General features: G+C 69.8%; 9 protein-coding genes. 6 read left to right on the top strand and 3 right to left on the bottom strand.

Annotated elements, in window-relative coordinates; all coding sequences use genetic code 11:
* Window positions 1-127: 127 nt before the first annotated feature.
* The 3 genes from ACN20J_RS41095 to ACN20J_RS41085 form a co-directional block, all read right to left on the bottom strand.
* Entirely contained in the window at window positions 128-3,181 is a 3,054-nt protein-coding gene (locus ACN20J_RS41095; protein ID WP_419667919.1) for an alpha-mannosidase, read from the bottom strand.
* A gap of 29 nt (window positions 3,182-3,210) precedes the next feature.
* Window positions 3,211-4,548 (bottom strand): 6-phospho-beta-glucosidase, encoded by a 1,338-nt coding sequence (locus tag ACN20J_RS41090; RefSeq protein WP_360063776.1) that lies wholly within the window; start codon window positions 4,546-4,548, stop codon window positions 3,211-3,213.
* A 70-nt stretch (window positions 4,549-4,618) separates the two neighbouring features.
* Window positions 4,619-5,368, bottom strand: coding sequence for a DeoR/GlpR family DNA-binding transcription regulator (locus ACN20J_RS41085; RefSeq protein WP_055614767.1), 750 nt, complete (start codon window positions 5,366-5,368; stop codon window positions 4,619-4,621).
* 148 nt (window positions 5,369-5,516) lie between these two features.
* On the opposite strand from ACN20J_RS41085, the gene ACN20J_RS41080 reads away from it, so the two are divergent.
* The 6 genes from ACN20J_RS41080 to ACN20J_RS41055 are packed head-to-tail and all read left to right on the top strand — an operon-like array spanning window position 5,517 to window position 14,600.
* Complete coding sequence (locus tag ACN20J_RS41080; RefSeq protein ID WP_419667918.1) at window positions 5,517-6,590, top strand: carbohydrate kinase family protein; 1,074 nt, start codon at window positions 5,517-5,519, stop codon at window positions 6,588-6,590.
* A 37-nt stretch (window positions 6,591-6,627) separates the two neighbouring features.
* Window positions 6,628-7,914, top strand: a complete 1,287-nt coding sequence (locus ACN20J_RS41075) for an extracellular solute-binding protein (protein ID WP_419667917.1) — start codon at window positions 6,628-6,630, stop codon at window positions 7,912-7,914.
* Window positions 7,914-8,876 (top strand): carbohydrate ABC transporter permease, encoded by a 963-nt coding sequence (locus tag ACN20J_RS41070; RefSeq protein ID WP_189839603.1) that lies wholly within the window; start codon window positions 7,914-7,916, stop codon window positions 8,874-8,876. Before ACN20J_RS41075 ends, ACN20J_RS41070 begins: the two co-directional genes overlap by 1 nt.
* Before the next feature lie 14 nt (window positions 8,877-8,890).
* The gene (locus ACN20J_RS41065) at window positions 8,891-9,787 is read left to right on the top strand and encodes a carbohydrate ABC transporter permease (protein ID WP_189839604.1); all 897 of its coding nucleotides are present in this window, start codon (window positions 8,891-8,893) and stop codon (window positions 9,785-9,787) included.
* Window positions 9,787-12,702 carry a glycoside hydrolase family 2 TIM barrel-domain containing protein gene (locus ACN20J_RS41060; protein WP_419667916.1) on the top strand — a complete coding sequence of 972 codons (2,916 nt, stop codon included), beginning with the start codon at window positions 9,787-9,789 and terminating at the stop codon, window positions 12,700-12,702. Before ACN20J_RS41065 ends, ACN20J_RS41060 begins: the two co-directional genes overlap by 1 nt.
* Window positions 12,703-12,746: 44 nt before the next feature.
* Window positions 12,747-14,600: a LamG-like jellyroll fold domain-containing protein gene (locus ACN20J_RS41055; protein WP_419667915.1), complete on the top strand. Its 1,854-nt coding sequence runs from the start codon at window positions 12,747-12,749 to the stop codon at window positions 14,598-14,600.
* Window positions 14,601-14,619: the final 19 nt, after the last annotated feature.

Genomic DNA, 14,619 nt, shown 5'->3' with positions numbered 1-14,619 from the left:
CCCACATCAGAGGGGCGACGGGAGAACTCCAGGTGTCGTGCAGGGAACAGGCACTGGTCACGGCGGGCGATGGACCCGCCGTGACCAGGCGTCTTACCGCTTCCTTAATTCTTCATGGGAAGCGTGGTCACCGGTTCCCCACAGCCAGGCGCAGCGTCTGGATCTCGAAGGGCCGCAGGGTGACGGACACACTGTCGCCGTCCGTCTCCGCGCTGGTCAGCGGGCGTTCCAGGAGATCGGTGAGCTGGGCGCCCGCGAGCGGGAAGCCCGTGCGCAGGGTGCCCTGGGCCCGGCCGCCGAGGGACTCGTAGACGCGTACGACGACATCGCCCGAGGCGTCGTCGGCGAGCTTGACCGACTCGATGGTCACGCCCCCGCCGCCGTCCACGGACACGACCGGCTCGGGGGTGCCCGCCGAGTCCGCCACCCGCAGCGGCAGGTTGAGCGAGTAGCCCTCGGCGACCGCGTCCTCGATGGTCGCGCCCGGCAGCAGCGCGTAGGTGAAGCGGTGCTTGCCCTGGTCGGCCTCCGGGTCCGGGATGCGCGGGGCGCGGACCAGGCTGAGGTGGACCGTGGTGGTCGTGCCGCCGTCCTCGCGGACCGTGCGGGTGACGTCGTGGCCGTAGGTGGAGTCGTTGATCACCGCGACGCCGTAGCCCGGTTCGCCGATGTGGACCCAGCGGTGGCCGGAGACCTCGAAGCGGGCGGACTCCCAGCTGGTGTTGGTGTGCGTGGGCCGCTGGATGTGGCCGAACGCGATCTCGGCGGACGAGTGGGCGGCCCGGACGTCCACCGGGAAGCCCGCCTTGAGGAACTTCTCGGCCTCGTGCCAGTCGATGTCCGTCTCGAAGTCGATACGGGGGCTGCCTGCGCGCAGGCTGATCGTCTGGGTGATGCGCGAGCCCTTGCCGAAGGAGCGCTCCACGCGGATCGCGCCCAGCAGCGGGTCCTCCTCGACCACGGTCACCGACTCCGCGTCCAGGAGGTCCGTGTAGCGGTTCTTGTAGTGCTTGTCGACGTCCCACGCGTCCCAGTAGTTGGGAAGGTCCGTGTGCAGGCGGAGCAGGTTGCCCGTGTCGGCGAGGACCTCACGGCCGCCGGCACGCAGATCGCGTACGGAGGCCAGGGTGCCGTCCTCGGCGACCTCGACGCGGACCAGGCCGTTGTCGAGGACGCGGCCGGCGACCGTCACCGGCTCGGGTGCGTCGCCGGTGCCGAGGGGTGCGCTGCCGTTCGCGGGGACGACGGTGTGCGCGAGGGTGCCGTCGGCGGTCCGTACGACCTCCCGGCGCTCGACCGGGCTGGTGTTGAAGACGCGGGTGCCGCCCGTGCCGAGTGCGGTGACCGCCTCGGCGGTCAGCTCCTCGACCTCGACCGCGACGCGCGCGTACTCGGCCTCCGCCTCGCGGTGCACCCAGGCGATCGACGAGCCGGGCAGGATGTCGTGGAACTGGTGGAGCAGGACCGTCTTCCAGAGCCGGTCGAGCTTCTCGTGCGGGTAGGCGTAGCCCGGTGCGTGCAGCGCGGCCGTCGTGGCCCACAACTCGGCCTCGCGGAGCCTGTGTTCGCTCCTGCGGTTGCCCTGCTTGGTGCGGGCCTGCGAGGTGTAGGTGGCCCGGTGCAGCTCCAGGTAGAGCTCGCCGACCCAGACCGGGGCGTCCGGGTACTCCTCGCGGGCCTTGGCGAAGAACTCGTCGGGGTGCTCGACGACGACCTTGGGTGAGCCTTCCAGGTCGGCCAGCCTGCGCGCCCGTTCCATGATCTCTCGGGTGGGGCCGCCGCCGCCGTCGCCCCAGCCGAAGGGGGCCAGCGAGCGCGTGGCTGCGCCCTTCTCCTGGTAGTTGCGGGTGGCTCGGGCCATCTCCTCGCCGCTGAAGCGGGCGTTGTAGGTGTCGACCGGCGGGAAGTGCGTGAAGATCCGCGTGCCGTCGATGCCCTCCCACCAGAAGGTGTGGTGGGGGAACTTGTTGGTCTGGTTCCAGGAGATCTTCTGGGTGAGGAACCACTCGTTGCCGGCCAGCTTGGCGAGCTGCGGGTAGGCCGCGGTGTAGCCGAAGGAGTCCGGCAGCCAGACGCCCTTGGTCTCGACGCCGAAGTGCTCGATGAAGAACCGCTTGCCGTGGATGAGCTGCCGGGCCACGGCCTCGCCGCCGGGCAGGTTGCCGTCGGCCTCGACCCACATACCGCCGACCGGCGCCCACTGGCCCTTCTTGACGGACTCCTGGATACGGGCCCAGACCTTGGGGTAGTTGTCGCGCACCCACTCGTACTGCTGGGCCTGCGAGCAGGCGAAGATGAAGTCGTCGTACTCGTCGGCGAGCGAGGTGACGTTCGAGAAGGTGCGGGACGTCTTGCGCTTGGTCTCGCGGATGGGCCAGAGCCAGGCGGAGTCGATGTGCGCGTGGCCGACGCCGGAGACGATGTGGGCGCTGGCGTTGGCGGGCTTGGACAGCGCGGGCTCGAGCGCGGCCCGTACGTCCGCCGCCGTGCCGGAGACGTCGTCGAGGTCCAGCAGGTCCAGGGCCCGGTCCAGGGTGTGCATGATCTCGTGCCGGCGCGGGTCGTGCTCGCCCAGCTCCAGCATCAGTTCGCGCAGCACCTGGACGTCGAGGTCGAGGTGCCAGACCTCCTCGTCCAGGACGGCGATGTCGGCGCGCTGGAAGGTGTAGATCGGCTTGTCGCCCGCGGTGAGCTTGTCGCCCATGGGCGTGATCTTGGAGAAGTTGTCGGCGAGGATGTCCGGGTTGGAGGCCGCCTCGACCAGGTAGTCGATCCGCTCGCCGCCGACGGCGGGGTTGGCGATCGCCACGTACTGGTTGAGCGGGTTGACGGCCTTCAGCGGGGTGCCGTCCGTGAGGTGGACGAGCGCCTCGGCCTGGTTGCCCGGCCAGTCGCCGATGAAGCCGAGGTCGATGACGGCCTCGACGCGCTTGCCCGCCCACTCGGCGGGAACCTGTCCGCGCATCCGGAACCAGGTGGTGCCCCAGGGCGGTCCCCAGGGGGTGTCCATCGCGAAGGGCTCGTACGAGGCGGACGCGGCCTCCTCGAAGGGGACGGGCTCCCCCGGTGCCTGCCAGGCCTCGACCTCGAAGGGTACGGAGGCGGCGTAGATCGCGGTCTTGATGCGCTGGTCGTGTACGCGCTGGACGCGCTCTTCGATCCGGCGGCGTTCGTCGTGCATCTCAAGTCTCCAGGTAGCGGGGAAAGCGCTTACTCAAGGTACGCCAAGCCGGGATGTGCCCCGGTGTATCCGTCGACCAGCCTGCGGGCGACGTTCACGGAGTCGACGAGCGGGTGCAGGGCGAAGGCCTTCACGGCCGTCGCGCGGGAACTCGACTCGGCGGCGGCGAGCACCTCGCGCTCCACGGCCTTCACCGCGCAGACGAGGCCGGTCGCGTGGTCCGGGAGCGGGGCGACGGCGACGGGGTGGGCACCGTTGGCGTCGACGAGGCAGGGCACCTCGATGACGGCGTCCGCGTCGAGCACCGAGAGGGTGCCTTGGTTCCGGACGTTGAGGATCAGCGTGGTGCGCTCGTCGCGGGCGATGGCCCGCATCAGGGCGAGCGCCACCTTCTCGTAGCCGCCGGAGAGGTCGTCGGCGTCACGTTCGCCCGCGCCGGCCGTCTCCCGGTTCTCCGACATGTACGTGGCCTCGCGCTCGGCGCGCGTACGGTCCCAGGCGGTGAGGGCGGAAGCGTCCGGGCGCTTCATCTCCTCGTAGAAGTGCTCCTGCTGGTCGCGGAGGAACGCGCCGCGGGTCTTCTCGGCCTCGCTGTAGGCGCGGACGGCTTCCCGGTTGAAGTAGTAGTAGTGCAGGTACTCGTTCGGGATCGCGCCGAGCGACTGGAGCCACTCGGTGCCGAAGAGCTTGCCCTCCTCGAAGGAGCCGAGGAGGTCCGGGTCGGCGAGCAGCCGCGGGAGTTCGTCGCGTCCGGCGACGTGCAGGCCGCGGACCCAGCCGAGGTGGTTGAGGCCGACGTAGTCGATCCAGGCCTCGCGCGGGTTGGCGCCGAGCACCCGGGCGATGCGGCGGCCGAGGCCGACCGGCGAGTCGCAGATGCCGATGACGCGGTCGCCGAGGTGGCGGGACATGGCCTCGGTGACCAGGCCCGCCGGGTTGGTGAAGTTGATGAGCCAGGCGTCGGGCGCGAGCCGGGCCACGCGCCGGGCGATGTCCACGGCGACGGGCACCGTGCGCAGTCCGTACGCGATGCCGCCGGCGCCGACCGTCTCCTGGCCGAGGACGCCCTGGTCGAGGGCGACGCGCTCGTCGGCCGCGCGGCCTTCGAGGCCGCCGACGCGGATCGCGGAGAAGATGAAGTCGGCGCCGCGCAGCGCTTCGTCGAGATCGGTGGTGGCGGTCACGGTCGGTGCGTCGGGGACGTCCGCGGCCTGCTCGGCGAGGACGCGGGCGACGGCGGAGAGCCGTCCCGCGTCCAGGTCGTGCAGCACGACGTCGGTGACGCGGCCCTCGCCGCGGTCCCCGAGGAGCGCCCCGTACACGAGCGGCACCCGGAATCCGCCGCCGCCCAGAATCGTCAGCTTCACGCAACTGCCCTTTCGATGTTCGTCGAGGCTCTTGAGCTCCTCGATGTCCGTGAACCGGCGCGCACGCCGTTCACGTCAGCACCACGCGCACGCCCGCCTCCTCCAGGGCGGACCGCGTCCCGGCGTCCGCCGGTCCGTTGGTCACCACCACGTCCAGTTCCTCGGGCCCGCAGACCTTGGCCATGCCCGTACCCGGGAACTTTGCGCGGTCGGCGAGCAGGACGACCCGCTCGGCCGCCTTGATCATGGCCCGCTTGACCGGCACCTCGACGACCGTCGTGTCCATCACCTGCCCGCCGGGGCGCACTCCACTGGTGCCGAGGAAGAGCCAGTCCGCGTGCAGCTGACGCAGGTTGTCCTCGGTGAGGAAGCCGACCAGTGAGCGGTACTCGCGGCGGACCATGCCGCCGAGCAGCACCAGTTCGATGCCCTCGTCGTCCACCAGCTCCTCGTAGACCACGAGGTTGCTGGTGATCACGGTGATCCGGCGGCCGTGCAGCTGCCGGGCCAGCCGGTACGCGGTGGTGCCGATGTCGAGCAGCACCGACTGGCCGTCCTCGACCATGGCGGCGGCGCGTTCGGCTATGGCGTCCTTCTCGGCCACGCGCACCTCGGCGACCTCGGCGAAGGGCTGGTCGCCCTCCTCGGCGACCGCCCCGCCGTGCACGCGGGTGAGCAGCCCCTCCTCCTCCAGTTTGAGCAGGTCACGCCGGACTGTGGCGGGGCTCACGCCCAGCTGCTCCGAGAGGTCGGTGACGGCTGCGGGGCCCCCGTTTCGCAGGGCCCGCAGGATGAGTTGATGTCGTCGCTCTGCCAGCACGCGCTGAACAGTACTCGTCATTCGCAATCATTTCTATGCTCAGTTCTGCTCGACTCTTGCCAAATCAGCCGGAGGCGCGCACGATCCTGTCCACCGAAACACGATCCCGTGCATCGAAAGTGAAGAGTTTTGACGAGAGGATGCGCTCGTGGGTGACGAACGGCCCGACGCGCGGCCCGATGTGCTGCTGACCGGGCTGCTCTTCTACGACCTCGTCCTGACCGGTCTGGGCAAGCCGCCGACCCCCGGCGAGGAGATCTGGACCGACGGGATGGGCACGAGCCCGGGCGGGATAGCGAACCTGGCCGTGGCCGCGGCCCGCTACGGCCTGAGGACGTCCCTGGCCACGGTGTTCGGCGACGACTACTACGGCGCCCACTGCCGTGAGGTCCTCGCGGAGCAGGAGCACATCGACCTCTCGCTCTCCCGTACCGCGGACGGCTGGCACACCCCGGTCACCGTCTCGATCGCGTACGGCCACGACCGTGCCCTGGTCACCCACGGCCAGGAACCCCCGTACTCGCAGGACGCGCTCATGGGTGACCCGCCCGCCGCGCGCACCGCCCTCGTGCACATCGAGGCCGAACCCCGCGAGTGGCTCGCCAAGGCGGCGGCGAACGGTACGAAGATCTTCGCGGACGTCGGCTGGGATCCCACCCAGCAGTGGTCCTCGGCCCTCCTCGACCAGCTCGCCCTGTGCCACGCCTTCGTCCCGAACGACACCGAGGCGATGGCGTACACCCGCACCGACACCGCGGCCGACGCGCTCTCCAAGCTCTCCGAGCTGGTGCCGGTGGCCGTGGTCACGCGCGGCGGCGACGGCGCGATCGCGGTCGACCAGACGACGGGCGAGTACGCCGACGTACCCGCCCTCGCCACCGAGGTGCTGGACGCGACGGGTGCCGGAGACGTCTTCGGCGCGAGTTTCGTCGCAGCCTCCCTCGAAGGGTGGCCCCTCGAAGAGCGGCTGCGCTTCGCGGTGCTGGCCGCCGGACTGTCCGTACAGCGGCACGGCGGGGCTCTCGCCGCGCCGGGCTGGTACGGCGTTCACCAGTGGTGGCAGTCGGTCCGGAACACCGAGCACGCCGAGAACAGCGAAACCACCGAACTGCGGCGTGCGTACGGCTTCCTGGCCGACCGCATGCCCGCGGAACCCGGCCCGCCGGTCCCCCACGCCCCGGTGACCCCACCCGCCCCCCACGGCATTCCCGATCTCCCCTGATGCGAAGACCGAACACATCCGAAAGGCGGTGGGAGCTGTGCGGCTCTCACGAAGGGGCCTGCTCCGCGCGGGTCTGGCCGGTACGGCCGCCACGGCGCTCGGCGGCCTGGCGTCCGGCTGCGCCGTACCGACCGGCTCGACCGGCCGGAACATGGTCCTGTGGTACTGGAGCGGCGGACTGAGCGACACCGTCGTCAAGAAGGCCAAGGCGCGCTACGACTCGTCGGTCGACCTGGACGCGATCCAGATCGGCGGCTACTACCGCTCCAAGCTGATCACCACGATGACCGGCCAGGCCCACATCCCCGACATCGCGGGGCTCAAGGGCGAGGACATGGCGTCCTATCTGCCGAACGCCGACCAGTTCGTCGATCTGCGAACCCTCGGCGCCGAGAAGCTCAAGAGCCAGTACCTGGACTGGAAGTGGCAGCAGGCGGTCGCACCGGACGGCAGCCTCATCGGCTTCCCCATCGACGTGGGCCCGGTCGTGCAGTACTACCAGCCGGCGGTCTACGAGAAGGCCGGGCTGGCGTACGAACCGGACGACGTCTCCTCGGAGATGAACACCTGGGACAAGTTCTTCGCGGCCGGTGAACAGCTCAAGAAGCGCATCCCCGGCACGTACATCCTGACCGACGTCGGCAGCGTCTTCGAGATGTCGATCGGCCAGGGGACCACCCGGTTCGTGAACCGGGACAAGCACTTCATCGGCGACGGCGAGCACGTACGCGTCTGCTGGGACCGTGCGGTGGAGGCCAAGCGGCGCGGGATCGTCTCCGACCTCGTGACGGGCACCCCCGACTCCATCTCGGCCACCGAGAAGGGCCGCCTGCCCAGCCAGCTGAACGCCTCCTGGGCGGCCGGCGACCTCAAGCTCCAGTACCCGAAGACCAAGGGCAGGTGGCGGGTCGCGAACTGTCCGGGCGGCCCGTCGAACGTCGGCGGTTCGTTCCTGGCGATCACCAAGGCGTGCCGCGAACCCGAGAAGGCCTTCGAGATCATCACCTGGCTGCTCGACGCGGACAACCAGGCCCAGGGCTTCGTCGACGCCGGACTCTTCCCGTCGACCCCCGCCTCGTACGACATGAAGAAGCTGCGCGAGCCCGACCCGTTCTTCGGCGACCAGATCACGATGGACGTCTACGGGCCGGCCGCGGAGAAGATCCCGGTCGCCTTCAACAGCCCGTTCGACGTGGCTCTCGGGCAGCCGATCAGGGACGAGATCAAGAACGTCGGCGTCCTCGGCAAGGACCCCAAGAAGGCCTGGAGGGACGCCATGAGCAAGTGCCGGCGCATCGCGGACCACCTGGGGGTGAGTCACTGATGGCTACCGTGCCCCTGGTCGAGAAGCCCCCGGCGCCCGCCGTGGAGCCGCCCTCCCCCAACCCCAAGAAGGGCATCCTGAGTTACTGGCGGCTGTACGCCGCGATCTCCCCCTTCTATCTGCTCTTCCTCGCCTTCGGTCTGATCCCGGTCGGCTTCTCGCTGTATCTGTCGTTCCACCGCTGGGACGGCCTGGGCTCGATGGAGTACGCCGGGCTGTCGCAGTACAAGTACCTGCTGACGGACACCGACTTCTGGAGTTCGATCGGCAACACGATCATCATCTGGGCGCTGGCCACCTTCCCCATGATCTTCCTGGCGATGGTGACGGCCGTGATGCTCAACTCGGCGGTCCGCTTCAAGAAGATCTACCGCTTCGCGTACTTCCTGCCCAACGTCACCTCGGTGGTGGCCGTAGCGATCATCTTCGGCTCGGTCTTCTCCACCAACTTCGGCCTGGTGAACGCCCTGTTGCAGGCGGTCGGACTCGACCAGGTGGCCTGGCTGAACACCCCCTGGGGCATCAAGGTCGCCATCGCCACCCTGATGACCTGGCAGTGGACCGGCTACAACGCGATCATCTTCCTCGCCGGACTCCAGACGATCCCCGGTGAGCTGTACGAGGCCGCGCGCGTCGACGGCGCCGGGCCCGTCCAGACCTTCTTCCGGATCACACTCCCGATGATGCGGCCCGTGCTGCTCTTCGTCCTCGTCATCTCGACGGTCACCGGACTGCAGAGCTTCTCCGAACCCCAGGTGCTGCTGCAGACCACGGCCAACGAGTCGACGTTCTCCGGCGGTCCCGACCACGCCGGCCGGACGATGGTCCTCTACTTCTTCCAGCAGACCTTCGACAACAACGACTTCGGTTACGGCGCGGCCGTGGCCTGGGGCATCTTCCTCGTCGTCGTCATCTTCTCGATCATCAACTGGCGCTTGGTGCAGCGCCGGGGCGAAGACTAGGGAGGCCCGTCACCATGACAATCACCGATGTCAAGCCCACCGAGTCAGAGCCCGGCAAGGCCAGGCACGGCAAGAACAGGCGCATCGAGGGCACCCGGCGCAGGGGCATCGCCCTCCACGTCTCACTGATCCTCGGCGTGCTGCTCTCCGCGTTCCCGTTCTACTGGGCCGTGATCATGTCGACGCACTCGTCGACCGAGATCTTCTCCTACCCGCCGAAGCTGCTGCCCGGCTCGCACCTCGGCGACAACCTCAGCAAGCTCTTCGACAGCATCGACTTCTTCGGATCGATGTTCAACTCGCTGCTCGTCGCCACCTCGGTGACGGTCCTCGTGCTCTTCTTCGACTCACTGGCCGCGTTCGTCTTCGCGAAGTTCAGCTTCCCGGGCCGGGGGGTGCTGTTCGCCATGATGATGATGATCTTCATGGTGCCGGCTCAGCTGCAGGCCATCCCGCAGTTCGTGATCATGGCGAAGCTCGGCTGGATCGGCTCGATGACCTCGCTGATAGTGCCGGCCGCCGCGAACGCGTTCGGCATCTTCTGGATGCGCCAGTACATGAAGAGCGCGATCCACGACGAGCTGCTCGACGCCTCCAAGCTCGACGGGGCGAGCTTCATGCGCCAGTACTGGCACGTGGCGCTGCCGGTCGTCCGGCCCGGTCTCGCCTTCCTCGGCATCTTCACCTTCATGGGCCAGTGGAACGACTACGCCTGGCCGTTGATCGCCCTCACCAACCCGGACAACGTAACCCTCCAGGTCGCGCTGTCCCAGCTCAACGGTGTCCACGGCACCACGGACTACGGGATGGTCATGACGGGTGCGGTCCTGGCCCTCATCCCGCTGCTGATCGTCTTCGCGATCGGCGCCAAGCAGATCATCGCGGACCTCGGCAAGGGAGCCATTCGCTGATGCGACGCGATCACCTGATCGCCCTGCGCCCCTGGGAGGCACCCGAGGTGACCTCCTGGGGGCGGCTGGCCATGAACGCGGTGGACCGGCGCTCCGGCGCACTGTCCCTGGACGGCTCCTGGCACTTCCAGCTGCTGCCCTCGCCCATGGGCTGCTCGGGCGAGTGGACGCGGACCGAGGTGCCGGGCACCTGGACCACCCAGAGCGGCGACGACCTGCCGCAGTACACCAACGCGCAGATGCCGTGGGGCGAGATCCCGCCCGCCTCGCCCGCCGCCAACCCGACGGGCATATACGAGCGTTCCGTCGACATCCCCGCCGAGTGGGCCGGACGCCGGATCGTCCTCCAGGTCGGCGCGGCCGAGAGCGTGCTCCTGGTCCATGTGAACGGCAAACCGGTCGGCATCTCCAAGGACTCCCACCTCGCGGCCGAGTTCGACCTCTCCGACGTCGTACGCCCCGGAGACCCGGCCACCGTGCGGCTGACCGTCGTGAAGTGGTCCGACGCCTCGCACATCGAGGACCAGGACCAGTGGTGGCACGCCGGGATCACCCGCTCGGTGCTGCTGTACGCGACCGATCCGCTGCATCTCGCGGACGTGACCGTACGCGCCCGGCGGGACGGGCGGCTCCGCGTCGACTGCAAGGTGCGCGACGCGGCGGGACCGCTGCCCCAGGGGTGGTACGTCACCGGGGCACTGGAGGACCAACTCCTCGCCCAGGACACCGAGTTCGACCGCTTCAACGCCGAGGACATGCGGGTGTCCGACTTCCTCGGCGAGGCCCGGCTGCGGGGCACCGTCGAGAACGTATGGCCGTGGACCGCCGAGACGCCCGAGCTGTACGACCTGACCGTGCGCCTGCACCGGGCCGACGGCTCGGTCGCCGACACCTCGCAGCACCGGGTCGGGTTCCGGGACGTCGAGATCTGCGGCCGGGACCTGCTGGTCAACGGCGAGCGCGTCTACATCCGGGGCGTGAACCGGCACGACTTCCACCCGCTGACCGGTCGCACGGTCACCGCGGACGACATGCGCGCGGACCTGGTCGTCATGAAGCGCTTCGGCTTCAACGCGATCCGCACCGCCCACTACCCGAACGACCCGACGCTGTACGACCTCGCCGACGAGCTGGGTTTCTACGTCGTGGACGAGGCGAACATCGAGTCGCACGACCACGCCCACGAGATCGCCGACGACCCCCGCTATCTGCCCGCCTTCGTGGACCGGGTCTCGCGCATGGTGCTGCGCGACAAGAACCACCCGTCGGTCATCATCTGGTCGCTCGGCAACGAGTCCGACTACGGCGCCAACCACGACGCGGCGGCGGGCTGGGTCCGGCGCCACGACCCGACCCGGCCCATCCAGTACGAGGGCGCGGCCAAGCTCGACTGGGCCGACCTCACGGTCGCCTCCGACATCGCCTGCCCGATGTACGCGCCGATCGAGGACTGTGTCGCGCACGCCCGGTCGGGGAAGCAGACCAAACCGATCATCCAGTGCGAGTACTCGCACGCCATGGGCAACAGCAACGGCACACTCGCCGACACCTGGGCCGCCATCGAGTCCACCCCAGGTCTTCAGGGCGGCTTCATCTGGGAGTTCTGGGACCACGGCATTCTCCAGCGTGTGAACGACGGAAGACCTGCCGGGCGTGGGGGCGCCGGGCTGTACGAGCACGGAGTCGCCGCGCCCGGCCATCGCTGGGCCTACGGCGGCGACTTCGGCGAGACCATCCACGACGGGGCGTTCATCGCCGACGGCGTGGTGTTCCCGGACCGCACGCCCAAGCCCGTGATGTACGAGCACCGGGAGATCGCGGCGCCGGTCCGCCTCACCTACGGCCAGGGCGTGCTCCTGGTCCACAACCGGCAGCATTTCCGGGGCCTGGAATGGCTGGCCGCCGAGTGGCATCTGGCCCTCGCGGACGGCTCCACGGTGACGGCACCGGCCGAGCTGCCCGACGTACTGCCGGGCGAGTCCGCGGCAGTACCGCTGCCGTTCCCCGTTCCCGAGGGCGAGTCCTGGCTGACCCTGCGGGTCGTCACCGCGGACGACGAGGCCTGGGCGCCGCTCGGCACCGAGGTGTGCCTGCCGCAGGTCCGGCTGGGCGAGGCCGTCGCCGACCCGACGCCGGAGCCCGCCCCCGGCCCGGCCGTCACGCTGGACGCCGACGCGCTGCTGGTCCACCCGCTGCTGACCGCCGCGCCCGTGCTCTCGCTGTGGCGGGCGCCCACCGACAACGACGAACTGGGCGGCATGGCGGCCCGCTGGCACGACTGGGGGCTCGACGAGCTCGTACGCAAGGTCGTGGACGTCCGCGAGGAGGGCCCCCGGGTCGTCGTGGTCGCCGAGTACGCGACCGGGGCCGGACCCGTCCGCCACGAGCAGGTGTTCACCCCGGTCGCCAGCGGCCTCCGGGTCGAGGAGTCGGCCGAACTGCCTCAGGGCCTCGACGACGTGGCCCGCGTCGGCACGGTCTTCGAGACGGTCCCCGGGCTCGACGTCCTGGACTGGTACGGGCAGGGCCCCTGGGAGTCCTACCCGGACCGGAGAACGGGCGCGCCCGTGGGACACCACTCCCTCCCGGTGGACGAGCTGTTCACTCCTTATCTGCGGCCACAGGAGAGCGGCGGCCGGCACGGTGTGCGGCGGTTCACGCTGTCGGCGCCGGACGCCACGGGGCTGACCGTGGAGCTCGGGGCGCCGGGGCAGGTCTCCGTCAACCGGTACCGGGCCGAGGATCTGGCGGCTGCCGCGCACCACGACGAGCTGGTGCCGCGGCCCGGCTGTGTCGTGCACCTCGACACCGCGCACCGGGGGCTCGGCACGGCGTCGTGCGGCCCCGACACCACTGCCGAGTACCTCGTCGCACCGGGCACCCACCACTGGGCCTGGACGCTGCGCGTGCTCTGATCCCCGTTTCCGCAAGCCACGCATCCCCCTTTCACGGAGCAGACGTGTGTACTTCGCATGAGCACGACCAGACCCTCTGCGAGGCCGAGCAGGCCGGCGCCGGGCGACGGAACTTCCTGCGGGCGACCGCGCTGATCGGCGTGGCCACGGCGGCGGTCGCGCTGCCGGCGGCCACCACACAGGCGGTGCCGGGCTCGAAGGCCCGTTGGAGACCCGACCCCGACAGCCGCCGCTTCACGCTCGCCGTTATGCCCGACACGCAGTACCTCTTCGACGGGCCCAGCATCGACAAGGCCCCCGTCGAGGCATCCCTGCGCTATCTGCTGGAGCACGGGCGCGACGAGAACATCGTGTTCCTGTCCCACCTCGGCGACCTCACGCAGAACGGCGCGAAGGCGGAGTGCGCGGCGATCGGCGACGCCTTCCGGCTGCTCGACCGGCAGGGCGTCGGCTACAGCGTCCTGGCGGGCAACCACGACGTGAAGTCGTCGACGGACGACCAGCGCGGCCCGAGCCCGTACCTGGACGTCTTCGGCCCGGACCGCTTCAGGGGCAGGTCCACGTACGGGGGCGCCTCCCCGGACGGGTACAACACCTTCCACCTCTTCCGGGCCGCCGGGCGGGAGTGGATGGTGCTCGCGCTGGACTGGCGGCTGTCGGCGAAGGGCTTCGCGTGGGCCGAGGACGTCATCGCCCGGCACCCGAGGACTCCGGTGATCCTGACGACGCACGAACTGGTCGACCAGGACGACTCGCTCTCCTCGTACGGGCAGCAGCTGTGGGACCGGCTCATCGAGGACCACGACCAGATCTTCCTCACCCTCAACGGCCACTACTGGCCCGCGGCCAGGGCAACGCGCAAGAACGCGGCGGGACATGACGTCCACCTGCACCTGACGAACTATCAGAACCGTTACTTCGGCGGCGCGGCGATGATCCGCCTCTACCGCTTCGACCTCGACCGGAACACCGTGGACGTGGAGACGGTGTCGCCGTGGATCCTCGGCCGGGCCGCGAAGGGGCTCAACGAGCTGGAGCGCCAGGAGAGCGAACTCAGCGGCGACGCCGACCGGTTCTCGGTCGGGATCGACTTCGAGGAGCGCTTCGCCGGCTTCGCCCCGGTGCCCGCGCGCCCGGCGCGTCCCGCGTCGAAGATGCTGATACCGGGCACGGTCGCGTACTGGCGCTTCGACGGGAAGTCCGACGGGGCCGCCGTGACCGGCACGGTCCGCGACGCGTCCGGGCGCGGCAACGACCTCTCCCTGGTCACGGTCGCGGGCGGCTCGCTCACCTGGTCGTCGGACCACCACCCGGACCAGCCGGGCCACGGCAGCCTGGACTTCCACGGCGGCAAGCCCCCGCTGAAGGGCGCGTACCTGCGGACGGTCGACGGCGCGCCGCTCAACTCGGCCACCTTCAAGGCGGGTTACACCATCGAGGCCTTCTACCGGCTGCCCGCCGACTGGGATCCCGGGCGTGATGCATGGGCCGGGCTGCTCGGCCGCACCGGTACGGGCGGTGCCGCGGGCAAGACCGACGACGACCCGGACGAGCCCATCGCCACGCTGTCGCTGTCGAACGACCGCGAGCCCCAGTGGGCCATGCGCCCCCTCAACCAGCAGGGAATCGCGACCAACTGGGGCCAGGAGACACCGCTGGAGACGTGGTGGCACCTCGCCGTCGTCAACGACGGAAGGCACACCACTCTGTACGTCCAGGGCTGCCCGGTGGTGCGCAACCCGAAGGCGTCGTCCGTCGGCATCACCTCGGTCGGCCTGCCCTGGCTGCTCGGCGGCTACGAGTACGCCGGGAAGATCGACCAGATCCTGCACGGACGGCTCGGTGACGTGCGGATCGTCGAACGCGCCCTGCCCGTCACGTCGTTCATGAACCACTGATCCATCGAGCTCCGAGGGA

This window comes from Streptomyces sp. 2-1, from assembly GCF_048564895.1.
GTDB lineage: Bacteria > Actinomycetota > Actinomycetes > Streptomycetales > Streptomycetaceae > Streptomyces > Streptomyces phaeochromogenes.
This window is presented reverse-complemented; position numbering and strand designations above follow the sequence as displayed.